The sequence below is a fragment of the Rossellomorea marisflavi genome (genome assembly GCF_009806575.1).
Taxonomy (GTDB): Bacteria; Bacillota; Bacilli; order Bacillales; family Bacillaceae_B; genus Rossellomorea; species Rossellomorea marisflavi_A.
Window position 1 is genome coordinate 3,002,143 of sequence record NZ_CP047095.1, and the last position, 22,185, is coordinate 3,024,327.

The 22,185-nt window shown below is 52.2% G+C and carries 26 protein-coding genes and 1 other annotated feature; of the genes, 2 read left to right on the plus strand and 24 right to left on the minus strand.

All coding sequences use genetic code 11. From position 1 onward, the window contains the following. Together nadC and nadB are read right to left on the minus strand one after the other, a co-directional pair. Positions 1 to 846 carry a carboxylating nicotinate-nucleotide diphosphorylase gene (gene nadC / locus D5E69_RS15665; protein WP_048012637.1) on the minus strand — a complete coding sequence of 282 codons (846 nt, stop codon included), beginning with the start codon at positions 844 to 846 and terminating at the stop codon, positions 1 to 3. Next, positions 815 to 2,383, minus strand: a complete 1,569-nt coding sequence (gene nadB / locus D5E69_RS15670; RefSeq protein WP_048012638.1) for an L-aspartate oxidase — start codon at positions 2,381 to 2,383, stop codon at positions 815 to 817. The genes nadC and nadB overlap by 32 nt, the downstream gene beginning before the upstream one ends. A gap of 125 nt (positions 2,384 to 2,508) precedes the next feature. Here nadB and D5E69_RS15675 point away from each other — a divergent pair, with 125 nt between their 5' ends. Both D5E69_RS15675 and D5E69_RS15680 read left to right on the plus strand, forming a co-directional pair. Next, a complete protein-coding gene (locus D5E69_RS15675; protein ID WP_048012639.1) occupies positions 2,509 to 3,624 on the plus strand; it encodes an IscS subfamily cysteine desulfurase in 1,116 nt (371 codons plus the stop codon). Positions 3,625 to 3,654: 30 nt separating this feature from the next. Beyond that, positions 3,655 to 4,191: a transcription repressor NadR gene (locus D5E69_RS15680; protein WP_048006225.1), complete on the plus strand. Its 537-nt coding sequence runs from the start codon at positions 3,655 to 3,657 to the stop codon at positions 4,189 to 4,191. A gap of 62 nt (positions 4,192 to 4,253) precedes the next feature. On the opposite strand, the gene pheA is transcribed toward D5E69_RS15680, so the two are convergent. The 22 genes from pheA to D5E69_RS15790 all read right to left on the minus strand — a co-directional run bounded on the left by pheA (position 4,254) and on the right by D5E69_RS15790 (position 22,184). Further along, positions 4,254 to 5,102 (minus strand): prephenate dehydratase, encoded by an 849-nt coding sequence (gene pheA, locus D5E69_RS15685; protein ID WP_048012640.1) that lies wholly within the window; start codon positions 5,100 to 5,102, stop codon positions 4,254 to 4,256. 227 nt (positions 5,103 to 5,329) lie between these two features. Further along, positions 5,330 to 5,785, minus strand: a complete 456-nt coding sequence (locus D5E69_RS15690) for an ACT domain-containing protein (protein WP_048006227.1) — start codon at positions 5,783 to 5,785, stop codon at positions 5,330 to 5,332. Positions 5,786 to 5,858: 73 nt separating this feature from the next. Then, positions 5,859 to 7,148 (minus strand): GTPase ObgE, encoded by a 1,290-nt coding sequence (gene obgE, locus D5E69_RS15695; RefSeq protein ID WP_048014804.1) that lies wholly within the window; start codon positions 7,146 to 7,148, stop codon positions 5,859 to 5,861. Positions 7,149 to 7,178: 30 nt separating this feature from the next. Further along, complete coding sequence (locus D5E69_RS15700) at positions 7,179 to 7,709, minus strand: Spo0B C-terminal domain-containing protein (RefSeq protein ID WP_048006229.1); 531 nt, start codon at positions 7,707 to 7,709, stop codon at positions 7,179 to 7,181. A gap of 134 nt (positions 7,710 to 7,843) precedes the next feature. Then, positions 7,844 to 8,134 carry a 50S ribosomal protein L27 gene (rpmA, locus tag D5E69_RS15705; protein WP_034757227.1) on the minus strand — a complete coding sequence of 97 codons (291 nt, stop codon included), beginning with the start codon at positions 8,132 to 8,134 and terminating at the stop codon, positions 7,844 to 7,846. 12 nt (positions 8,135 to 8,146) lie between these two features. After that, positions 8,147 to 8,476 carry a ribosomal-processing cysteine protease Prp gene (locus D5E69_RS15710; protein WP_048006230.1) on the minus strand — a complete coding sequence of 110 codons (330 nt, stop codon included), beginning with the start codon at positions 8,474 to 8,476 and terminating at the stop codon, positions 8,147 to 8,149. Positions 8,477 to 8,487: 11 nt separating this feature from the next. After that, complete coding sequence (gene rplU / locus D5E69_RS15715; RefSeq protein ID WP_048006231.1) at positions 8,488 to 8,796, minus strand: 50S ribosomal protein L21; 309 nt, start codon at positions 8,794 to 8,796, stop codon at positions 8,488 to 8,490. A 13-nt stretch (positions 8,797 to 8,809) separates the two neighbouring features. Continuing rightward, positions 8,810 to 8,886 (minus strand) — a sequence feature (ribosomal protein L21 leader region). 67 nt (positions 8,887 to 8,953) lie between these two features. Further along, a complete protein-coding gene (locus tag D5E69_RS15720) occupies positions 8,954 to 10,384 on the minus strand; it encodes an Rne/Rng family ribonuclease (RefSeq protein ID WP_159129899.1) in 1,431 nt (476 codons plus the stop codon). A gap of 88 nt (positions 10,385 to 10,472) precedes the next feature. Then, positions 10,473 to 11,339, minus strand: a complete 867-nt coding sequence (locus tag D5E69_RS15725) for a M50 family metallopeptidase (RefSeq protein ID WP_187427081.1) — start codon at positions 11,337 to 11,339, stop codon at positions 10,473 to 10,475. Then, positions 11,332 to 12,090, minus strand: a complete 759-nt coding sequence (locus tag D5E69_RS15730; RefSeq protein WP_048006233.1) for a M23 family metallopeptidase — start codon at positions 12,088 to 12,090, stop codon at positions 11,332 to 11,334. The genes D5E69_RS15725 and D5E69_RS15730 overlap by 8 nt, the downstream gene beginning before the upstream one ends. A gap of 141 nt (positions 12,091 to 12,231) precedes the next feature. Beyond that, the gene (gene minD / locus D5E69_RS15735) at positions 12,232 to 13,035 is read right to left on the minus strand and encodes a septum site-determining protein MinD (protein ID WP_048006234.1); all 804 of its coding nucleotides are present in this window, start codon (positions 13,033 to 13,035) and stop codon (positions 12,232 to 12,234) included. 1 nt (position 13,036) lies between these two features. After that, a complete protein-coding gene (gene minC, locus D5E69_RS15740) occupies positions 13,037 to 13,714 on the minus strand; it encodes a septum site-determining protein MinC (protein WP_048006437.1) in 678 nt (225 codons plus the stop codon). Positions 13,715 to 13,883: 169 nt separating this feature from the next. Next, complete coding sequence (mreD, locus tag D5E69_RS15745) at positions 13,884 to 14,405, minus strand: rod shape-determining protein MreD (protein ID WP_048006235.1); 522 nt, start codon at positions 14,403 to 14,405, stop codon at positions 13,884 to 13,886. Beyond that, positions 14,402 to 15,280, minus strand: coding sequence for a rod shape-determining protein MreC (gene mreC / locus D5E69_RS15750; protein ID WP_048006236.1), 879 nt, complete (start codon positions 15,278 to 15,280; stop codon positions 14,402 to 14,404). The genes mreD and mreC overlap by 4 nt, the downstream gene beginning before the upstream one ends. Before the next feature lie 157 nt (positions 15,281 to 15,437). Continuing rightward, entirely contained in the window at positions 15,438 to 16,445 is a 1,008-nt protein-coding gene (locus tag D5E69_RS15755) for a rod shape-determining protein (protein WP_048006237.1), read from the minus strand. Positions 16,446 to 16,686: 241 nt separating this feature from the next. Beyond that, positions 16,687 to 17,388 carry a RadC family protein gene (gene radC, locus D5E69_RS15760; protein ID WP_048006238.1) on the minus strand — a complete coding sequence of 234 codons (702 nt, stop codon included), beginning with the start codon at positions 17,386 to 17,388 and terminating at the stop codon, positions 16,687 to 16,689. 29 nt (positions 17,389 to 17,417) lie between these two features. Then, on the minus strand, positions 17,418 to 17,984 hold the full coding sequence (locus tag D5E69_RS15765) for a Maf family protein (RefSeq protein ID WP_048006239.1): 567 nt from the start codon (positions 17,982 to 17,984) through the stop codon (positions 17,418 to 17,420). 144 nt (positions 17,985 to 18,128) lie between these two features. Beyond that, positions 18,129 to 19,094 (minus strand): hypothetical protein, encoded by a 966-nt coding sequence (locus tag D5E69_RS15770; protein WP_048006240.1) that lies wholly within the window; start codon positions 19,092 to 19,094, stop codon positions 18,129 to 18,131. Positions 19,095 to 19,220: 126 nt separating this feature from the next. Beyond that, positions 19,221 to 19,898 (minus strand): LapA family protein, encoded by a 678-nt coding sequence (locus D5E69_RS15775; protein WP_048012643.1) that lies wholly within the window; start codon positions 19,896 to 19,898, stop codon positions 19,221 to 19,223. Then, positions 19,895 to 20,494 carry a PilN domain-containing protein gene (locus D5E69_RS15780; protein ID WP_156183306.1) on the minus strand — a complete coding sequence of 200 codons (600 nt, stop codon included), beginning with the start codon at positions 20,492 to 20,494 and terminating at the stop codon, positions 19,895 to 19,897. The genes D5E69_RS15775 and D5E69_RS15780 overlap by 4 nt, the downstream gene beginning before the upstream one ends. Then, a complete protein-coding gene (pilM, locus tag D5E69_RS15785) occupies positions 20,491 to 21,426 on the minus strand; it encodes a type IV pilus biogenesis protein PilM (protein WP_048014811.1) in 936 nt (311 codons plus the stop codon). Before pilM ends, D5E69_RS15780 begins: the two co-directional genes overlap by 4 nt. A gap of 14 nt (positions 21,427 to 21,440) precedes the next feature. After that, positions 21,441 to 22,184 carry a prepilin peptidase gene (locus D5E69_RS15790; protein WP_159129900.1) on the minus strand — a complete coding sequence of 248 codons (744 nt, stop codon included), beginning with the start codon at positions 22,182 to 22,184 and terminating at the stop codon, positions 21,441 to 21,443. Position 22,185 lies beyond the last annotated feature (1 nt).

Here is a 22,185-nt window from a genome sequence, read left to right on the forward strand (position 1 = left end):
TTATTGTTCATCCTTTCTTAGTTCCACCCGTGCGCTGATGTCGAGGGCTGACACCGAGTGGGTCAAGTATCCGAGTGAAATGTAGTCGATCCCTGTCCATGCGTAGTCCGTGAGCGTTTCACGGGAGATGCCGCCCGATGCTTCCGTGATGATCCCGGCGGGGACGTGACGCATCCAGTCCTTGATCTTTGCCGGTGTGCAATTATCGAACATAATCACATCCACACGGCTTGCCACGGCTTCGATGAGCTGCTCTTCCGTTTCAATCTCCACTTCGATCTTCACCATATGGCCCGTAGCACCCCGAATGGTCTCCACAGCCTTGGTGATGGAACCGGCAAAAGCGATATGATTATCTTTCAGCATCACGGCATCGTACAGCCCAAACCGGTGATTATACCCTCCCCCGACCCTGACGGCATACTTCTCGAGCATGCGGAGGCCGGGAGTCGTCTTCCTGGTGTCACAGATCCTCGCACCGCTTCCTTCGATGGCCCTCACGGCTTCTGCCGTTTCCTTCGCGATCCCGCTCATGCGTTGAATGAGGTTGAGGACAACCCTTTCCCCCTGAAGAAGATCTTTCATCCTTCCCTTCACGGTTCCAAGTTGCTGTCCCTCACTGACGGTCTCTCCATCCTTCACAAGAAGATCGACTTCAATGGATGGATCGAACATCGCGTATGCGGTACGTGCAACTTCCTCTCCGCAAAAAACACCGGGCTGTTTGGCTATAAGCGTGATCACCCCATGCTGTGAGTGAAAGAGCGTCTCTGAAGATAGGTCTCCTTCCCCCAGGTCCTCCCGGTAAAATTCCTCAAGCATGGATCTTAGTTTCAAGTGATTCATAGACGGACACCTTCAACCTTCCCGTTTGTATTTTCATGTGGATGTTTTTTTTATCCCATTCAGGACGCTTCTGAGGATGATCCCTCCTGATGTGGCCTCCCCGGCTCTCTTCCCGAAAAAGCGAAGCAGTCCCGATGAGGCGTGACACGACCCAGATCAAGTAATCTTCCATATCCTCAACGTCCAGATCGTCCATCTTGCATTCATAGGTGAGACCGAATCCATCCAGCCATGTCAATAACCGGTTCAGTCCCTCCTCCGACCGGATGATCCCGGCTTCTTCCATCATCATTTTCTTCAACCTGTTGCGTTCAGGAAGATGTTCGGGTGGGGATGAGGTCTGTGCACCTACGAGGGGCATGGCCTTGGAAGGGAGCGCCTGTTTTAAATGGTCAGCAAGCCTCTGTCCATATACAATCCCCTCCAGGAGGGAATTGCTGGCTAGACGGTTCGCCCCGTGGACCCCGCTGCACGCAGCTTCCCCGATCGCATATAGACCATCCAGATTCGTTCGTCCGACGTCATCCACCAGGACTCCGCCCATGATGAAATGGCATCCCGGTGCCACAGGGATCCTCCCCGCTTCAATCGGATATCCTTCTCTCTCACACTGCTCTGTGATTGATGGGAACCGCGTTGAAAAATCCCGTATCCCCGTAATGTCGAGATACACATCTCCTCCTAAGGCCCTTTCCCTGTAGATCGCTTCTGCCACCACATGTCGCGGGGCAAGGTCCCTCATAGGGTGGATCGATTCCATAAGGGCACTTCCATCTTCCCTTATGAGCACTCCTCCTTCCCCTCTCACGGCTTCCGAGATGAGCCCTGTTGTCCTCCCCCTGGAGATCATAAGGGTCGGGTGGAACTGAATGAATTCCATATCGCTCACGACAGCCCCAGCCAAAAAAGCCATGGCAATTCCCGTTCCGGTGACCGATGGATGATTGGATGTGGACTCATAAATCCCACCTGCCCCACCGCTTGCCAGAACGATGTGATCGCCGGTGTAGGTACGGATCACTCCTGCTTCATCCTTTGTCCTCACGCCGCCGATCCTTCCTTTACCATCCTTTAGAAGCTGATAGGCCATTTCGCCTTCAATGATCTTCACGTTTTCAGAAAGGGACGAATGCAAGAATTCGATCAGGAACCTTCCCGTCTGATCTCCACCGCTGTGCACGATCCTCTTGGTGCTGTGTGCCCCTTCCATACCGAGTTTCAAGCCCCCTGCTCCATAGTCGAAGGGCATGCCATCTGAGAGCAGTGCTTCCACAGCGCGCTTTCCGTCCTCGACGAAAGACATGACCCTCCCCTCATCCTGGAGGGCTTCTCCAGCTGAGAGTGTGTCCCTCGTATGCAGCCCGGGGGAATCATCCGGGGCAATGGCGGCAGCAATCCCTCCTTGTGCCAGATAGGAGTTGGACGCCTTCAACCGTGACTTTGTGATAATCCTCACATTCATGTGATCTTGAATATTCCTTGCAAGCTGTAATGCGGCCACCCCGCTGCCTATGATCAATACGTCCGCTTTTCCCATAGAGAATCCTCCTGTTTTACCTTACAGGTGTCTTGACACATATATTTACACATTATTAAACTAATAACAAGAGTTTTTTCTAGCAAATCGTTTTGTCAGACTATTCGATAAAGGAAGATGCCATCATGGATTATTTCGACTACGCCTCAACCACCCCCATGGATCCACACATCCTGGACATTTACCGAGAGGTCGCCGAGCACTTCTGGGGGAACCCAAACAGCCTTCATGATACAGGCGGGGCGGCCAAAGAGCTTCTCGACAGGTGCACAGACGCCCTTGCCACGCTCCTCGGGGTGCCTGCTGAAGGCTTGACCTTCACATCAGGGGGCAGCGCAGGGAATGCTGCGGCCCTCCATGCCCTTGCTCACGGCAGAAAGCATCTGGGCACCCATATCATCATCGGTGGAGCAGAGCACGCCTCCCTCCATACTGCCGCTGGGCAACTGGAGTCAGCAGGATTCCAGATCACCGCGATCCCTTATGAGGAGAACGGACTTCTCAATCTCCGACAGCTGAAGTCGGCCATCAGGGAGGAGACCATCCTAGTCAGCATCGCCCACTGCAACGGAGAGATCGGTGCCATCCAGCCCTTGGGAGAAATCAGGGAAAGCCTCCGTGGAAGTGCGGCCCTGCTTCACTCGGATCTCGTTCAATCGTTCGGGAAGTGGTCTGTTGAAGAAGCCGTCCGTCATGCAGACAGTTTTACGCTATCATCCCATAAAATCCACGGTCCGAAGGGGATGGGTGCCCTCTATATCAATCCCTCGATTGCGCTCATCCCTGCACATCGGATCTCAGGCACCCCTGACCTGCCGGGCATCACCGCTTTTACGGCTGCTGCAGAAAGAGCCGTCCCGATGCCGGATCATTATCAGATGCTAAGGGATTCCTTTTTCTCCTCCCTTGATCGGAAGCTGGGGAACGGATATCGCGTCTTTGAAGGGCCACCCGGTCAACAGCTACCCCAGGTGATTGGACTTGCCATCGAAGGCATTGAGGGGCAGTGGCTCATGCTTGAATGCAACCGTCGGGGTATGGCCATCTCCACGGGAAGTGCCTGTCAGTCGGGAATGCAAGGCATGCCCATCACGCTGAAGAGCATGGGTGCAACGGAGCGGGATGGAAAGGAGTTCATCCGGATATCGTTCGGTCCCTCCACGACACTGGAGAAAATCGACCGGCTAACAGACACCTTGGCCGAAGTCAGGCTGTCCATTTCAAGCGGGGGTGTGATATGATTTTCTTATCAATTACTCGGGGAGATTACGTTGTCAGAAAAAAAATTATTAGGAGACGAGCGGAGGGATTGGCTTCTCCACACGCTCAAAAGCAGGGGCATCCCCATCACGGGAGGGGATCTTGCAAAGGAAAGCAGGGTCAGCCGCCAGGTCATCGTCAGCGACATCACACTCCTGAAGGCAAAGGGCGAACCGATCATCGCCACGAGTCAGGGGTATCTTTACTTAAATCCCAATGAAGGAGCCCACCATGAAAAGACGGTCGCATGCCAGCACACACCCGACCGGGCTGAAGAAGAGCTGAACCTCCTGGTCGATCATGGTGTCACCGTAAAGGACGTGAAGATCGAGCATGGGGTGTACGGGGACCTTACCGCCTCCATCATGGTTTCCAATCGCAAAGAAGTGAAGCAATTCCTAACCAAGATCAGGTCGACCAATGCTGCATTTCTATCTGAATTGACCGATGGCGTCCATCTTCATACCCTTTCAGCAACCTCCAAAGAAGCACTTTCAGAAGCAGAAAACGCCTTGGAAAGGGCCGGCTTCCTGATCCATTCTTTATAATGAGCCGAACAGAAAAAGCCCCTGATGCATGTGCATCAGGGGCTTTTTGTGATCCTTTTTTATCATGAGAGCATGAACGACGGATAATGTCCGACCAGCTTCACGGTGCAGCCAAGGGCCTCCATCTCATTGATGGCACCAGGAAGGAGGACGTCATCCAGCTCATGATCCACATCGATGAGGAAGAAGTAGTCGCCAAGCCCCGTTTTCAAGGGACGCGATTCAATCTTGCTCAGATTCAGCTGCCTCCAAGCAAATGCAGAAAGCACCTGGTGGAGGGCACCTGAACGGTCTTTTGGCAGGGTCACCATCAGGGTCGTCTTATGCAGACTGGTTTCATGGGGGATTGAAACCTCCCTGTGCTTCTTATGAAGGACGATGAAGCGGGTATGGTTATAGGTCACATCATGGATATGATCGTGCAGGATCGCGAGGCCATAGTGCTCGGCGGCGAGCTCATTCCCGATCGCTGCCAGGAAGGATTCAGGGTGCTCACTGACAAACTTTGCACCGGCTGAAGTCGATGTGGACTGCTCAAGGGGCACTCCCTTATAGGTTCCGCGCAGGAACTTGTGACACTGTGCAAGGGCATGGGGATGGGACAAGATCTTCTCGGGTTGCCCGTGCTGATCCTTCCAATCAGGATGGACCATGAGATGCTGCTGAATCGCCGATGTCAGCTCCGCAACGATGGCCAAGTCGGCCTCATGGAACAGGTAATCGACGGTAATATGTACGGATCCTTCCAATGCATTTTCCAATGGGACGACTGCATAATCCACTTCCCCATCCATGACCGCTTCAATGCAGTCGGGGATCGTGGTGAACGGGATGGTTTCTTCTTCTGGGAATGCCTTCTTCACAGCAAGATCTGTGAATGATGACTGAGGGCCTAAATATGCGATTTTCACTGAACTCTTCCTCTCACCGGTAGATGGCCCATGTATGAGCCTTAAATTTATTGAACATTCTATCATGTTCCTGCAGAAAGAGAAAGGGGGCCGATCGATCGAAACATGACTGAAATCGCTTTCTTTCCAATCTCTTTGGTACTCAAGCTCTTTTCCCATTCTTTTATGGTCGGTAAGATAGAAATCGTTACACCATCGTTTTTTATGGTGGGATAAAAAAAGAAGTGTCAGGCTCCTGAGCCCAACACTTCTACTTTTTCGACAAATTCAAGCCGGCGCAGCTTTCCGAGGAAATCCTCGAGGCCGATGGACAGATCCGTCACATTCAGGGAAAGGGTCACATTGGCCCTGCCCTGAAGCGGAATCGTCTGGTGGATCGTCAGGATGTTACAGCCATGCTTGGCCGTTTCACCGAGAAGATGCGAAAGCGTCCCTGAACGATCCTCCAGCTGAAAGAATAAGGTGATGATCCGTTCCTTCACGATCGTGTGGAACGGGAAAACCGTGTCCCTGTACTTATAAAAGGCACTTCTGCTCAGGTCCACACGCTGGACGGCCTCCCAGACCGATTCAGCTTTTCCCCGTTCGATCAGTTCCTTGGCATCGAGCGTTTTCTTCATCGCTTCAGGAAGGACATCCTCCCTGACCAGATAAAATTTGCCTTCTTGAAATTTTTTCCCCAATGACAATTCCTCCTGTTATCCGGCTGAAGGGAAGCCCGAGGTCCAGCCGTCCCCTACAGGGACATCTGCTGGATCAGTCAACGAATTCAAATTCATATTTCATCAGTCGGATCGTATCACCGTTCTCTGCACCGCGCTCACGAAGGGCCTCATCCACACCGTATGAACGGAGCTGACGGGCGAAACGTCTTGTCGAGTCTTCCCTTGTGAAGTCGGTCATCTTGAAGAGACGTTCGATCTTCGCACCGCTCACGACGAATACACCATCCGGGTCGCGTGTGATCTCGAACTCTTTCTCTTCTTCTTCGTGCTTGTACATCACGCGGTGGATGCCTGTTTCCTCTTCTTCGACCTGAAGCGGGAACTCTGCTGTTGTCTCGAGCTTATCCGCAACGGCGAATAGAAGTTCCTTTAGCCCCTGTTGAGTGAAGGCGGAAATCGGGAAGACCGGATATTCATCGTCCAAACGTTCCTTGAACGCCTTCAGATTCTCTTCGGCTTCCGGCATATCCATTTTATTGGCTACGATGATCTGAGGGCGCTCAGTCAATCTGAGATTGTACTGCTTCAACTCTTCATTGATCGTCACGTAATCGTCGTATGGATCTCTTCCTTCCATCCCGCTCATGTCGATGACGTGAACGATGACACGCGTCCGCTCGATATGGCGGAGGAACTGATGTCCGAGTCCCACGCCTTCATGGGCGCCTTCGATCAGTCCCGGAAGGTCGGCCATGACGAACGTCCTTCCATCGCCTGTTTCAACCATACCGAGGTTCGGTACGATCGTCGTGAAATGATAGGAAGCAATCTTCGGTTTCGCTGCCGATACAACGGAAAGCAACGTCGATTTTCCGACGCTCGGGAATCCGACGAGGCCCACATCGGCGAGGAGTTTGAGCTCCATGACGATATAGCGCTCCTGACCGGGTTCCCCTTTCTCAGACAGCTCCGGAGCCGGGTTGGCAGGAGTCGCGAATCGCGTATTCCCTCTGCCACCGCGGCCGCCTTTTGTGATCACGGCGCGCTGACCGTGTTCCAGCAGGTCGGCGATCGTTTCACCGGTGTCATCATCCTTGACGACGGTACCAGGCGGAACCTTTACGATCATATCCTCTGCGTTCCGGCCATGCTGGTTCTTGCTCATGCCGTGCTCGCCCCTCGGTGCCTTGAAGTGGCGTTGGTAGCGGAAGTCCATCAACGTGCGCAGACCTTCATCCACTTCGAACACGACGTTCGCACCGTGTCCTCCGTCTCCACCAGCCGGTCCACCTTTTGGTACATATTTCTCACGGCGGAAAGCAACCATTCCGTTACCTCCATCTCCGCCTTTTGTGTATATCTTGACCTGATCGACAAACATTTTTTCTTCACTCCTTACGCTCTCATGCCCTTATAATGCAACATGAAAAACGAGAACTTCTTCTTCGATTTGTTCAATGCTGATGTTCGTGCCATTTCGGCGCTCATTCTCCAGCCATTCCTTCATGGCGCCTGCATGACTTAGTATACCTGTGAAATCGAATATAAAACGGGGGGCATCCTTGGTGATGTGCAGCAGGATTGACAATTGGTTTTCACCATTGCCGCTGACACACTGTACCAGCTCGTCCACAAAGCGAGTGCACCAGGAAACCAATCCTTGATCGTCAAGTCCATGATCAGCGGTGCAATCGAGTATTTCGAAATCCAGCTTGATCATCGACCCGGACCAATTATATGTTAAGATCCATTCTGTCAGTAATGGAAGTTTCAAATTCGATAGCTTAGATTCGTTTTGTGCTGCGAGGACCATTTCTTCGATGACTTGTTTTGCCCGGTCGATCCGATCGAGATCGAGATTCCCCTTGATCAGTTGCAAATCATTCATCCAGTCGTGGCGTGCATGCCGCAGTACCTCGACGACATCCCATTTTCGGCTCATAATCTAACTCCTATACTAAGTGCTTATCTGTTAGTATAACAAAGATAAGACCCCTCCGTATATCGTTTATGAAATTCGCACATAAATAAAACTCTAACCGAAAGTCGGTTAGAGTTTTCGTTAAAGATATGCGATTAAGCTTCATTCGCAACAGGGTATACGCTCACTTTTTTCTTGTCACGTCCCATGCGTTCGAAACGAACAACACCGTCAGTTTTAGCGAAAAGTGTATCGTCACCACCACGGCCTACGTTTAGTCCTGGATAAATCTTAGTACCGCGTTGACGGTATAGGATTGATCCACCACTTACCATTTGACCGTCTGCACGCTTAGCACCAAGACGCTTTGAGATAGAGTCACGACCGTTTTTAGTCGAACCTACCCCTTTCTTAGACGCGAAAAATTGAAGATCTAATCTTAACATCTGTTCCACCTCCTACTTTTTGAAGGTTATTTTAATAAAATCACTGTAAGTAGTTTCAATCGTCTGCAGGCTTACCACCATGCCATCTAATAGCAGCTGGACGTTCCTGTCAGTCTCTTCCGGCAGGTCATCAGGGATGACACAGACGAAATGTCCCCCATCGTTTTGCTCGATGTAAGGTTCAATCCCCGTCAACGCCATGATGGCATTGACGCTTCCGAATGAAACGGCAGAAGCTCCGGCACAAACAATATCCTGACCATACTCATCGAAATTCGCATGACCATCCATGGAGAAAGAACGAATCCTTCCCTTGGTTTTTTCTACCCGAATGTTGATCATAGGATCACGCCTTACGCGTTAATTGTGTCGATGACAACTTTAGTGTAAGGTTGACGGTGACCTTGCTTACGACGGTAGTTCTTTTTCGCTTTGTATTTGAATACTACAAGCTTCTTCGCGCGGCCTTGTTTTTCAACCTTCGCTGTTACAGTAGCACCAGCCACCAATGGGCTTCCTACTTTCACATCGTCGCCACCAACGAAAAGAACTTTGTCAAACGTAACCGTATCACCTTGCTCAGCGCTTAGCTTTTCGATGAAGATCTCTTGACCTTCCGTTACACGGATTTGCTTACCACCTGTTTCGATAATTGCGTACATAATCGCACCTCCTTAATAGACTCAGACTCGCCAATCACAGGTGACGGTCGCCCGTACTTCAAGACCTGTTATGAGCGGTTGTAGCACGGGTGCTACAATCAATAACAGTAGAATCCTATCACATTTCTGCGATGGATGTCAACACAATGAGAGAAAATCACTGGATCTTTGTGATTCGATAGAATGGATTCACTGCCTGGGTCTCAAGCCAGTCCACCTTCACCCCGAGACGGGCCTCGAGCTTGTCGATATGTCGCCCGCCGGGTCCGGAAAACGCCGCTCGTACATCAGGGGTCCCTTCGACGGAAACGCGGGCCGGGTGGTCCAGATCCCAGATTTCCCGTTCAAGGCTGAAGGCGAGGCTCTCGGGACTTTCGGTGCGTCCGGTTCCCCCGCAGGCATGACACGGCTCGGTCAGATACTCCTCGAGGGCCTGACGCGCCCGCTTCCTCGTCACCTCCAGGATGCCGAGCTTCGTGAAGCCCTCCACCTTCGTCCGCTGGCGATCAGAGCCGAGGGCCGCCCGGAATGCCTCTTCCACTTGCTCTCGGTCGCCGTCCCCCTTCATGCCGATGAAGTCGATGAGGATCATCCCTCCGATATTCCTCAACGCGAGCTGATGGGCCGTTTCTTCCGCTGCAAGGATATTGGTTTCAAGAGTTGTCTGTTCAAGGGTGGCACGCCCCGTGAATTTCCCTGAATTCACGTCCACCACCGTCATCGCCTCTGTCGTCTCGATCACGAGATAGGCGCCGTTCTTCAGCCAGACTACTTTCTTCAAAGCCCTGTCCCAGGCGCTGTCGACGCCGTGCCTGCTAAAGATATCGTCATGTCCCTGATCGAACTGTATGTCCCAGCCTTCATAGCGGGTAGCGAGGCTTTGAAGCTCATTGGAGAAGGCGTAATCATCCACGAGGATCCGTCCCTCTCCTCTTTTCATATGTTCCACAAGGTCTTCCTTCAGGGCATCCTGATTCTCAAGAAGCAGCGGGGCCTTTCCTTTAAGCGCACGCTTCCCGAGTTCCTCTGCCTTTTGCCTTAAGCGCACGATTTCTTCCTTGATCGCCTCTTCGGGTATTCCCGCACTGCTTGTCCTGAGCACGATCCCTTCCTCAGGGAGCTTCCAGCGGTGAGCCACGGCTTTGAGGTGATGGCGCTCTTTTTCATCGAGCTTCTTGGAGGCCGCCACGTAGACCCCTCTCGGCATATAGACGAGTAATTCCCCCTTCATCTCGATCACGGCGCTGAGCTTGGCTCCTTTTGACCCCGTGGGATCTTTCGTCACCTGCACGAGTAGTTTCTCCCCTTCATGCACGGCTTGATTGATGGGCAGGGCGTCGTCACCTCCATGAAAGGCTTTGATATTGGCAGGACAGTCCTTTGCATGCAGGTAACCGTTCTTGCCCTCACCGATATCGACAAACGCGGCATCAAGCCCTTTATGGATCCGGACGACCCTGCCGACATAGATATTCCCGGTAAGCGTGTCACCGACGGGCCGGTACACGCGCAGCCCCCTGACGGCTCCATCTGTTTTGGATACCCAGCGCTTTTCTCTCGTTTTTGCCTGGATGATGATTTCGTCCACTGCTGATCCCCCCTTATCATAAAGAATCGGGAAGGGGCAGCCCCTTCCCGGCATATGTCTTTACTTTACCCTTCTCCACCTTTAACAGTCAATAAAGATAGAGAAGATCCTTTGTTTTGGCCGAAGTCATTTTTTCAGCGAAGAACGCGTGGAGGAGCTCATTCTCATCCAGCTTCCCCACTTCCTGGCCATCCTTCATGACAACAAGGGGATGCTTGACCCCCCTGTGGAAGCGCTCCACGACCTCGAGGACAGAAGACTCGCTGTCGACAGGAAGTGGCTTCAGCTCTAAAAACTGACGATGATCGCCGTAGTACCGTTCCATCAGGAATTTCATGAAAACGTACCGCCTCTGCTTCCAGTCCTTCCATAAGGAGAAGTAGAGGAAGGTGAGGATCACCCAGAGGTTCAGATTCGCCGGTGATGCCAGGAGGACGAAGGCATGAAAGCACAGAAGGAGCCCGAACGACAGAAGGAGCGTGTATTCGTACGCCTTCAGATAGTTCCACTTCATGGCCAGGAGAAGGGATATGAGCTTCCCTCCGTCGAGGGGCCAGATCGGCAGGAGATTGAACAGGAGGACGGCCAGATTCAGATGCAGGAATAACAGGAATGTTCCGGGAGCGATAATGCCGAGTTGGGCGAGCCCCCACCCTGCACCGATCAGCCACACATGCTGGAGGGGACCCGCTGCCACGACCCAGAACTCCTCATCGAGTGACCGGTTCCCATGTTCATCCACTTCAGCGACGCCCCCAAAGGGCAAAAGGGCGATCCTCCTGACCCTCCATGAAAAATAGTGGGCCATGCAGGCGTGCCCGAGCTCATGGATGATGATGATGCCCAGGAGCATGATCAGCTCCGTGAAATGGGCCGTCATGACGGCCACAGCGATGACGACCCAAAGGAGGGGATGGATATAAAATTTTCGGAGCATGGCCAAAAGATTAGTCAAAGGAAATCACCTGGACCGGATCGACGAATTCCTCCCCCATCTTGATGGCGAAATAAAATTCCCCCGATGCCTCATCTTCTGCTGCCGATACCTTCCCGACGGCTCCCCCTTTTTCCACCTTTTCATATTGCTTCACGTCGATGGCTTCAAGATGCCCGTACCATGACTCTGATTGATCCGCATGCTGGATGACGACCGTATTGCCGAGGTCATCCTTTTTCCCTGCGAAGATGACGAGTCCCCCCTTCATGGCCCCGACCTCTTCTCCGAGACCTGTTTCAAGCATGATCCCCTGTCCGTTCGTCTTGAAATTCTCCACCACCTTACCCGTGGCGGGCATGGATAACGCTGTCTCTTCCTTCGCCTCCTGTTTCCCCGAATCAGGAAGCAGGGCCAGGGGTTTGCCGAACTGGTCCTCGTACCACGTCGAGACCGCGGCGAATTGGAAGTCGTTCTCCATCGTCTTATGCACCACCGCCCTCGCCTCTTCCAAGGCAGGGCTCGGACTCTTGAACATGATCGCCGTCAGGAGGACCATGACCCCGGAAGCGAGGACCTTCAACAAAAAGGTTTCTTTCTTAAAGAGGGGATGGCCTTCGGATGGCGGTCCCCCTTCGAAAGAGGATTGACCGACCCCATATTTCTCTTCATCCCCAACCAGTGGGACAACCGGGTACTCCCGGGACGCCCCGTCATTCATTTTTTTTCGCCTGGCGATCCGCTTCCTGATTTCATCGGCTCGATTGCCCATCATCATCCATCCTTTTCTTTGGCTGCATGGGGATTCCCCTGCACCTTGTCTTGCTTTCAATGTATGACTTGTCCGAAATGATTATGACCGGGGAGCACAAAAGCGCATAAGAAAAACCCGTGCATCCAGGCACGGGTTTCGTCAGGCTTTTACGCCGAATAAACGTTTGATTTTTGTAAAGACGCCCGGTTTGTCCTCTTCAAGGGATTGAAGGGGGACGGACTCACCAAGGATCCTTCTTGCAATATTGCGATACGAAATGGATGCCTTGCTCGTCGAATCGAGGGCGATCGGCTCTCCTTTATTCGAAGACCGGATCACATTCTCATCATCCGCTACGATTCCGATCAAATCGATGGAAAGATGGGTCGTGATCTCATTGACGTCGAGCATTTCCCCGCTTTTCATCATATGATTCCGGATCCGGTTGATCACAAGCTTCGGAGGCTCGATTTCTTCCTGTTCAAGAAGGCCGATGATGCGGTCGGCATCCCGGACCGCGGAAATCTCCGGCGTCGTGACGACGATGGCACGGTCGGCACCGGCCACGGCGTTTTTATATCCCTGCTCGATTCCGGCAGGGCAGTCGATGATGATATAATCATAGTCCTGCTTCAGATCCTGGATCAGTTTCTTCATCTGATCCGGATTGACAGCCGATTTATCGCTTGTCTGCGCAGCAGGTAAAAGATACAGTTTATCTTCGAAGCGTTTATCCTTCACAAGTGCCTGATGGACTTTGCAGCGGCCTTCCACCACATCCACCAGATCATAGATGATCCGATTTTCAAGGCCCATGACCACATCAAGATTCCTGAGGCCGATATCGGTATCGATCAAACACACTTTTTTGCCTTGTAGAGCTAATGCTGTACCAACATTGGCAGAAGTAGTCGTCTTGCCCACTCCGCCTTTTCCTGAAGTAACAACTATGGCTTCACCCACATTAGCGTCCTCCTTTGAAACTCGTAATATTTGGTCGCAGATGCCTCAATACCTGGAGGCGATCGACGACGATCTGCCCCTCGGCATCCACGAATGCACACTCCATATCATGCTCTTCGTCTTCCTCCATCCGGTCCGGCGCCCGGTTCAGGGCATCTGCGATCCGGAGCTGCGAAGGGAGCATCCTCGATGCGACGATCACGGCATCCTTCCTGCCATTGATGCCGGCATGGGCAATCCCCTTAAGTGTGCCCAATATGTATATATTCCCGCCGGCGTGGATCTTCCCGCCAGGATTGACATCACCGACGACAAGAATATCCCCGGATACTTCAATCACCTGACCCGATCGCACAACACCGGTCATGGTCTCGATATTCCGTTCATCCACGAGTCTCTCCGCTTCATCCTTGGTCACGACATTGCTCGAGAGCCCGTTGACCACAAGATTCCGCTTTTGTCTGACGATGTCCTTGAGCTCCTCGGACTGCTCATCGGTCACGTAGCGGTTCCCCGTCTGGATATGCACGGCCAGGGTATGGCCTTCGGTTTCACGGTGATGGGCTGACAGCTTTTCGGCAAGCTCCGCCTTCAGCTCGTGAAACGAGCATTGATCGTTCAAATGGAGGGTAAGCCCCTCTTTCGTTCCTTTAATCACAACATTCGGCCTTTTATTCATGTTCATGGCGTCATTTTTCACCTCAGTCGTCATATAATTCGACATAAGCAGTGCTGATTCCTTTTTGGAAGGTACAGATTTGAAACAATTTCGCCCCTGCCGCCTATAACGGAGGGGCAGGAGGAACAGGGAAGAACGGACCTCTAGGGAAGAGAAAGCCTGGCAGACTTTATTCGCCCAACCAAGCTTTTCTTCTGGATACTAAATAATGTTTGAATGGAATCGATACGATCAGATAGAAGACCACGTTCAGAACAAGCGTCGGCCATAATCTCCAGTCGACAAATTCCATGAACGTCAGATTCGTCCGCTTGAGGATTACATAAATATAATAGACGATCACTTCGAGGATCGATAGATTTACCAAAGCGATGATCCCAAGGACGATGATATTGTTGTGCAGCACCTTCATCATCTGCTGGGTCAGGACGACCATGAACGGGAACAAAATCAAATAGATTCCGTTGATCTCCGTGTAATAGATATCAAAAAAGAATCCGAAGATGAACGCGAACAACAGGGCCGTACGGTACCGGTAGAAGGCACAGATCAAAATCAGGGTGATGACGAGGAAATGGGGGACAATGACCTTGTCCCCGAACCACGATTCCGTCTGGAAGAGGTGGACGAAAAGGCTCTCACCATAAAACACCAAAAGGGTGATGAGAGGAAGGATGAAACGCCCGATCATTGTCCGTCACCCTCGTCTTCGCCGTCATCTTCAGGAGGCGGCATATCGCGGTCGATGACCATGACGTGCTCGAGGTGATAGAAGTCTGCCGACGGCTTCACATACGCCGTCTGGGTCAGTCCATACTGATCCGGCTGCACGTCTGTCACCTCGCCGACGACGAGGCCTTTCGGGAACACGCCTCCGAGTCCGGATGTAATGACCTTGGACCCTTTCTCAACCTTCACATCGTTGACGATCTTCTTGATGAGGATCTGCTTTTTCTCCGCATCGTACCCTTCGATCCATCCGTTCACGTCTTGCTTTTCTCCTTGCACGATGGTGGAGATGCGGTTTTTCGTGTTATTGGTGGAGATCAACTCAATCGTGGATGAAAATTTGTTTACGCTTTTCACTTTACCGATGAGTCCCTTGGAAGAAATGACGGCCATATCGGATTTGATGCCGTTCACTTCTCCTTTGTCGATGGTCAGGAGTTCCTGCCAGCGATCGGGGTTCCGGGCGATGACTGTCGCCTGGATCGGATTGTAATCTGTCAGACTCTCTTTCTTATCGAGGACGTCCCTCAGCTCATCATTATCCTGCTTGAGGTCCCTCACCTGCGTTTCAAGCTTCACGAGCTCGTCCAAACGAGTTTTCAGTTTTTCGTTTTCTTTGTATGTATTTTGAAGATCCTTCAGGTTATCAAATACTCCGCCGACATAGTTCACGGGCTTTGAAACCAGTGACTGTCCGAATCCTACCATATCTTTACCAAACTGCTCCGGCCAGCTGATGTTGTCCCGCTCACGGAGGGAAAACCCGATCAGCCCGACTAAAACGATGACGCTCACCAATAGGATGATCAATCGTTTATTCAGGAAGAATTGTGGCATGACGTACACCTCAATCATTATCAAATTCTATTTAACTATACCAAATTTCGCTAGGGATTGATATTATTCAGCAAAATATTCGCTGTTATGGATAAAAAAGATGGGGCCGGTCCAATGGCAGCAACCCATTGGAGAACGTCCCCTCTTCAAGACAAACTTATTTATTGTTTCCTTTGAATAAATGGATATGATCAAGGGCTTTACCCGTCCCGATGGCCACGCAGTCAAGGGGCTCTTCGGCGATCAATACAGGCATCTTCGTTTCTTCGCTGATGACCTTGTCCAGGTTGCGGAGAAGCGCTCCCCCACCGGTAAGGACGATTCCGCGGTCCATGATATCGGCCGCAAGCTCAGGAGGCGTTTTTTCCAATGTGCTCTTCACGGCATCGACGATCGTATAGACCGTATCACGCAGGGCCGCCCCGATTTCTTCAGCAGAGATCTCAAGCGTTTTCGGCAGTCCGGTCAATAGGTCGCGACCGCGGATTTCCATAGTTTCGACACCGTCCGTTGCTCCGGCTGATCCCACTTCCACTTTGATCGTTTCAGCTGTACGATCCCCGATCATGAGGTTGTACGTTTTGCGGATATAGTTGATGATCGCATCATCCATTTCATCCCCGGCTACGCGGATCGACTGGCTCGTCACGATACCGCCGAGGGAAATGATGGCCACTTCCGTCGTACCTCCACCAATATCGACGACCATGCTTCCCGTCGGTTCCCATACAGGCAGGTTGGCACCGATGGCGGCTGCGAACGGTTCTTCGATCGTGTAAGCATCCCTTGCTCCCGCTTGGCGCGTCGCATCGATGACCGCACGCTCTTCCACACCTGTGATGCCTGAAGGGACACACACCATCACATAAGGCTTACGAGAGAACGCACTCTTATTCTTGTTCGCTTGTTTGATGTAATATTTCATCATGGTGGCAGTCGTTTCGTAATCTGCGATGACACCGTCCTTCATCGGGCGGAGCGCCACGACGTTACCAGGTGTACGTCCGATCATGTTCTTGGCGTCATTCCCGACTGCGACGATCTGTTTTGAATCCGTTTGAAGGGCCACTACTGACGGCTCCCTCACGACAATTCCTTTTCCTTTTACATAGACGAGTGTGTTGGCGGTTCCTAAATCGATTCCTAAATCCTTTGATCCAAACATTTCCGGTATCTCCCTTTCTACTGCTGATTCCAATTGGCATGTATGTGTTTTTATAAAGAGAGCTGTCCGACTCTCTACACGTTGAATTTTCACAAGGTTCATTCGTTCATGCATAACGAAAAGACTCATTCTGGTGTGAATGACTCTTGATTCCTCATCCGTTACGTTTAAAAAGCATGCTTACATTGTTTGCAAAAATCATAAGCTTTATTATACCGCAACTGGAGAAAAAATCCTAGTGTCATAAATACCCTTTTTCCTTTAAACTGATGAATTTTTTCTCGCCAATGATGAGGTGGTCGAGGACGTCTATTCCGATGATGCGACCGCATTCCACCAGCCGCTTGGTGACCTCGATATCCTCCCTGCTGGGGGTGGGATCTCCTGAAGGATGATTGTGGATGCATATGATGGAAGCGGCGGAGCGGCGAAAGGCTTCTTTGAAGACTTCCCGCGGGTGTACGATGGAGGCATTCAGGCTGCCGATGAAGATGGTCTGCTTGTGGAGGACCTGATTCTTGGTGTTAAGGTAGAGGCAAACGAAGTGTTCCTGAGAGAGGAACCGCATATCATTCATCACATAATTCGCCCCGTCTTCCGGGGACCGGATGCTGTAGCGATCATCGAATCCAAGGTTGCTGATGCGCCGGCCGAGTTCGACGGCGGCCATGATCTGGACGGCTTTGGCGAGGCCGATGCCGTTGATGGAAGTGATTTCTTCAAGGGAGGCATCCTTCAATAGATTGAGGCCCTCGAATGAGGCAAGAAGGCGGTTCGATACCTGAAGGACGGATTCGGATTTCGTCCCCGTCCTAAGGAGGATCGCGATGATTTCCTGATTGGACAGGCTTGCAGGTCCGCTCTGGATGAGTCGCTCCCTCGGGCGCTCATCCTGCGGGTAGTCACGGATCATGAGGGATGGGGTGGATTCAACTTTGACCATGTTTTCCTCCTTTTAATAAGGAGACGGCCTCAAGCTCGATAGCCCATATCCATGAGGGTCCTGTTCACCCTCGAGACGGGGAGGCCGACGACGGCATAATAATCCCCTTCGATCCCTTTGACAAACTTGGCGCCGATCCCCTGGATCCCGTAGGCCCCGGCTTTGTCGAAGGGCTCACCGGAAGCAATGTATCCGTCGATCTCACTTGGGGACAGCTCCCAGAATGTGACGGTGGTTCTTTCATAAAAACGGTTGACTTCACGGCCGTGGTGGATGGATACGCCCGTATAGACATCATGCACGGAGCCGGACAGCTCCGTCAGCATGGCACGGGCATCGTCTTCGTCCTTCGGTTTCCCCAGGATCTTCCCGTCTTTGGTCACGACGGTATCAGAGCCGATCACATAGGAATCCGGATGCTCCCCCGATACGGCTGCCGCCTTTTTATCAGCGAGATACATGACCACATCACCTGGCATCATGCCTTCTTCAAACGTTTCTTCCACTTGTGGACTTTGGGTGGTGAAGGAGAGTTGGATCTGTTTGAGGAGTTCTTTTCGGCGGGGAGATTGAGAAGCGAGAATGAGGCTTGACACACATACCAATTCCTTTCAGTGACAGTTTGGGAGATACAAGATTATACTACCAAAACCCCTCACCGTTCACAAGCACGAATAAAGGCATTCCCCGAGGGAAATGCCCGATTATTTCCTAGAAAATAGTCTCAACGCGTCGAACGGTCAGAGACCACCGTACTGTTCAACATATTTCAGCAGTTCCCCCTGAACCTCCCGGGCATCTTCCGCCGAAGAAATCGCGGCTGCTTTGGCAGAAGCATCCTTCAGTGCCTTCTTCATACTAGCAAAGCCCTCCTGCTCCACCTTGATCCCGTCCACTTCCTTGGCTGCAGACTCGATCGCCTTCAATGACTCGGCATCCATCTTACCCGAAACGACAGCAGCGCTGCTTGCCTTGGTAAGCTCTTGGAACAGGCTCCCTCCTTTTTCAAGGAAGGACTGCTCACCTTTTGTTGCATTGATGCCTTTTGCCGACAGTTCAAAATCCTTTGCATACACATCGACTCCGAGCTTTTTCACTTCTTTACCGAGGGCACGTGCACTCGTAAGATCATCCGAAACCCCGAGGATGAGGATCCACTGTCCGTCTTTCTCGATCTGAGCACCCGGGATCCCCTTTGTTGCAAGCGTCTCCTTCATGGAGACCAGCGCTTCCTCCTTGGAAAATACACCACCTTGCAGGATGGCCGTTTTGAGTCCGTCCACTTCGACTGCAGCGACTTTGGAGGAGGTGGTTTCCTCCTGGACGACCGGTTTTTCCTGAAGGGCGGCCGGGGCCGCATCGCTTTCCGTTGCCGTGATCACCTTCAGCGTCCCGAAGCCCAAAACGGCTCCGACGACGATTGCCCCTACAAGGGACATGAGGAGATTGATCGAATCCTGGAAAGGATTGCGGAAGGATTTCCGTTTTTTATTCTTACCGGAAACATAATTGATCTTTTTATACTCTTTCGGCGGCTGGAAGTCGCCATCCGGAAGCATCCATTCAAAATCCTTCTCGTCCACTTTTTCATCAGCGGAGGCGATTTCCTCTTCAGCCCCCTTCCAGTCATGCACGGGAAGATCTTCGTCGAACGTCTTTTTTTCACCATTGATCTTAATCGAAACCTTGGACTTTTTCGCCATCATCACCGCCCTCCCTCATCTAGTTTTTTCCATGCTATCATATCCAAATAAAAAAAGAACAAGACTTTTGTCGTCTTGTTCTAAGAGGTTTTCGCCAATTTACGGTGGGTTTCCCCTGTTTCTGCCATCTTACTCTCCTACAGTCGAATTCGGGAACTGCTGGAATGGATCATTCTTATGGGCGGAAGGCGGGGACCCTGACGCTTTCGCATCATCTTCTGCCGTTCCCGCCTCAGGGAGGAAAAATGTCGAGAAGGTGACGCCGTATTCGATTTTCTGCACCTCATCTTCTACATTTTTCAATTCCGCTGGACCTTCCAGGGAGATTTCCTCGATTTCCACGATCCGCTGGGACCGTTCCAATTCTTTGATGAAGCCCTCGATCATGAAGTAATCATCGGCCTCGAGGGTGAGAACGGCGGTGAGCTTCTGAAGTCCGGCCGGTGTTTCGACAGCCTCCCCTTCCCCTGCAGCCTCCATGGGGGATTCAGTGAAGTCCATCTTGGTGATCAAGCCCCCAGATACGACTTCGGCTTTCTCGAGATCGATGAGGAGCTGATCCGTCATCGGTTTGACCGGGACCACCCGCTGAAGGGCTGCGGTCGTCTCCAAAGAACCGCCCTCCATGGCTGCCAGCCTTTCATCCAGGACCGAAGTAAGCTTTTCTTCATTGGAGATCTCGGTGGTGAGCCTCTCTTTTTCCTCGCGAACGGGAAGATAGAAGAACCAATAAACCACCCAGACGAGGAGGGCGAAAAATACAAATGCAAGGGTGATGATGCCCCAATCCTTCCGTGTCAGCTTCATTCTCCCTCCTCCTCTTCATCTGCTGTGCCTTTGACAGCTTCCCGGTCAAGGGTCAGGGCGTAGCGCGCCAAATAACGGGGCAGCACTCCGTCAGAAGCGTCCTCCCCGTCTTCCAGTGCCTCCGTCTCGACTCCAAGGAGCTTCACATCGCTCACAAGTTTGGTGGAAGAGATCCGTTCAAGATAATAGGCTGACTCCCGGCTCGAGTCGAACTGGATGCCAAGCTCCAGCGCCCCTGCACCTGTATAGGTGAATTCCTCGAGAAATCCCCTTTCCGGAAGGGCATCGACCACTTCACCAAGGACCGGCAGCATGGGCATGGGGTATCCCTCAGCCCACTTGACGGCCGCATCGAGATTGGCCCATGTATCCATCGATTCCAACTCTGCAATCTTTTCTTCCTTCTGTGCGCGGAGCTTCTGTTCCTGGGACAGCTGGGACGCCAGGGTATCCACAGCCTTTCCCTGGTAGTATCCAAGAATCACGAAGGCGAGGATAAGCACCAGCCCCAGGGCAGCGATGGCGATGACCGCCTTCAGCCAGGAACTCTGTTTTCGTTCATCATGGGGTAATAGATTGATATCTACAAGCATCATCGCACCTCTTTCAGGCCCAAACCGACAGGGAGCAGGAACCGCGCCGGTACGGGCTCACCCGTATGGGCAGATTTCGCTTCACTCCCGATGTACAGGGAAGGGACCTCCAACCGGTCGGCCAGCATGGTGTGATAGGATTCCGAGAGCATATGCTCCCCGCCCACGAACAGCTTCGTGATCATCGTCCCGTCATCGTGCAGGGTGTAGCGGTAAAAGCTGATCACCTTTTCCACTTCCTTCAAGATTTCATCCGACTGGATGGGATCCATCACGTCACTGTCCCCGCTTAGGGAAATGTTCCGGAAAAAGACGGGCTGATGCCGATGGAACACGGAAACAGCGATGGCCCCTTCATGGAAGAAAAGGAGCATCTCATGGTCGTTTCCATCGGTCAGCTGAAGCAAATGAAGATAGCGGTACAGGGCAAGGGGAGAGATATCCGCTGCCACAGGCTTGAGGGAAGAGAGCTCGAGAAGATCCTGATAGTCGAGGACGGTCTTTTCTTCGGCGGCAATGAGGATCACTTCCTTCTTCCCGTCCTTCATCCCCGCGACCACGGCATCATAAAGAGGATGTTCGAACGGGAGATGGATACTGGTCCCGAGCTCCATGAACAAATGGCTTTCCACCTCATCGTCCTGCACATCGGCCGGTATCAGCACACGCCTGACGATCATCTGGGTGTTCGGAACGAGGAACTGGACATGTTGCCTGGCAATGCCCCACTCTTCCACGCACTGCTCCATGAACGAGCGGAGGACTCCGGGCTCAAGGATCTTGCCGTTTGAAATGGTTCCCTCGGGAAGGCGCTTCTCCCCGTGCCGTTGGATATAGAGGGGGGATGTGCTTTTAACCTCTGCATAGCGCACCCAGTCGTCGCTGATGACAAGGGAGATACGATTTTTCTTCTTCACGAACAAATTGGATAGCATGGCGATGACCCCTTTTAGATGAATAAAGACGAATACCAGAGCAGGACCTGACGGCCATAAAACACGCTCACCAGGGTGCCGACTACGATGTATGGACCGAATGCGATGGGCTTACCCTTCTTATAGAAGCCTGCGGCAAGGCCGATGATCCCGAATACCGCCCCGAACAAGGTGGCCAGGAAAAAGGCGAGGAGCATCCCCTTGGCGCCGATGACAAATCCGATGACGGCAAAGAGCTTGATATCTCCTCCGCCCATCCCTCCCCTGCTGACGACGGCGATGAACAGCAGGAGGGCAAAGCCGGCAGCCGCCCCAAGAAGGCTGTCCCACCAAGAGTTCAGGGGGATGAACAGACGTTCCAGTATGAACATGAGAGCAAAAAATCCGAGGATTTTATCGGGGATGAGCATATACGCAAGATCGCTGACCGTAATGATCATGAATAGGGAAACAAGGGTGAGGGTGACAAGCAGCTCCGGCTGCCAGCCGTACAGATAATAAGCGAGGGCAAAGAGCGCGCCCGTCGCACATTCCATCAACGGATAAAGCGGAGAAATGCCCTCTTTGCACTGAGAGCACTTCCCCCTTTGAATGATATACGATAGAACAGGAATCAATTCCCTGGCCGTCAGCCGGTGGCCGCAGGAGGGGCATGATGACCCTGGAGTGACGATGGACGTTTTCAACGGCACCCTGAGACCGACCACGTTGTAGAAGGATCCCAGGATGAGGCCGTATAGGAATAGTAGGAAGATCATG

Coding starts and splice junctions, on each gene's coding strand:
- nadC (WP_048012637.1), bottom strand. CDS start 846: ATGAATCACTTGAAACTAAGATCCATGCTTGAGGAATTTTACCGGGAG.
- nadB (WP_048012638.1), bottom strand. CDS start 2,383: ATGGGAAAAGCGGACGTATTGATCATAGGCAGCGGGGTGGCCGCATTA.
- D5E69_RS15675 (WP_048012639.1), top strand. CDS start 2,509: ATGGATTATTTCGACTACGCCTCAACCACCCCCATGGATCCACACATC.
- obgE (WP_048014804.1), bottom strand. CDS start 7,148: ATGTTTGTCGATCAGGTCAAGATATACACAAAAGGCGGAGATGGAGGT.
- D5E69_RS15700 (WP_048006229.1), bottom strand. CDS start 7,709: ATGAGCCGAAAATGGGATGTCGTCGAGGTACTGCGGCATGCACGCCAC.
- rpmA (WP_034757227.1), bottom strand. CDS start 8,134: ATGTTAAGATTAGATCTTCAATTTTTCGCGTCTAAGAAAGGGGTAGGT.
- D5E69_RS15710 (WP_048006230.1), bottom strand. CDS start 8,476: ATGATCAACATTCGGGTAGAAAAAACCAAGGGAAGGATTCGTTCTTTC.
- rplU (WP_048006231.1), bottom strand. CDS start 8,796: ATGTACGCAATTATCGAAACAGGTGGTAAGCAAATCCGTGTAACGGAA.
- D5E69_RS15730 (WP_048006233.1), bottom strand. CDS start 12,090: ATGGGCAATCGAGCCGATGAAATCAGGAAGCGGATCGCCAGGCGAAAA.
- minC (WP_048006437.1), bottom strand. CDS start 13,714: ATGAATAAAAGGCCGAATGTTGTGATTAAAGGAACGAAAGAGGGGCTT.
- mreD (WP_048006235.1), bottom strand. CDS start 14,405: ATGATCGGGCGTTTCATCCTTCCTCTCATCACCCTTTTGGTGTTTTAT.
- mreC (WP_048006236.1), bottom strand. CDS start 15,280: ATGCCACAATTCTTCCTGAATAAACGATTGATCATCCTATTGGTGAGC.
- D5E69_RS15755 (WP_048006237.1), bottom strand. CDS start 16,445: ATGTTTGGATCAAAGGATTTAGGAATCGATTTAGGAACCGCCAACACA.
- radC (WP_048006238.1), bottom strand. CDS start 17,388: ATGGTCAAAGTTGAATCCACCCCATCCCTCATGATCCGTGACTACCCG.
- D5E69_RS15770 (WP_048006240.1), bottom strand. CDS start 19,094: ATGATGGCGAAAAAGTCCAAGGTTTCGATTAAGATCAATGGTGAAAAA.
- D5E69_RS15775 (WP_048012643.1), bottom strand. CDS start 19,898: ATGAAGCTGACACGGAAGGATTGGGGCATCATCACCCTTGCATTTGTA.
- D5E69_RS15780 (WP_156183306.1), bottom strand. CDS start 20,494: ATGATGCTTGTAGATATCAATCTATTACCCCATGATGAACGAAAACAG.
- pilM (WP_048014811.1), bottom strand. CDS start 21,426: ATGCTATCCAATTTGTTCGTGAAGAAGAAAAATCGTATCTCCCTTGTC.
- D5E69_RS15790 (WP_159129900.1), bottom strand. CDS start 22,184: ATGATCTTCCTACTATTCCTATACGGCCTCATCCTGGGATCCTTCTAC.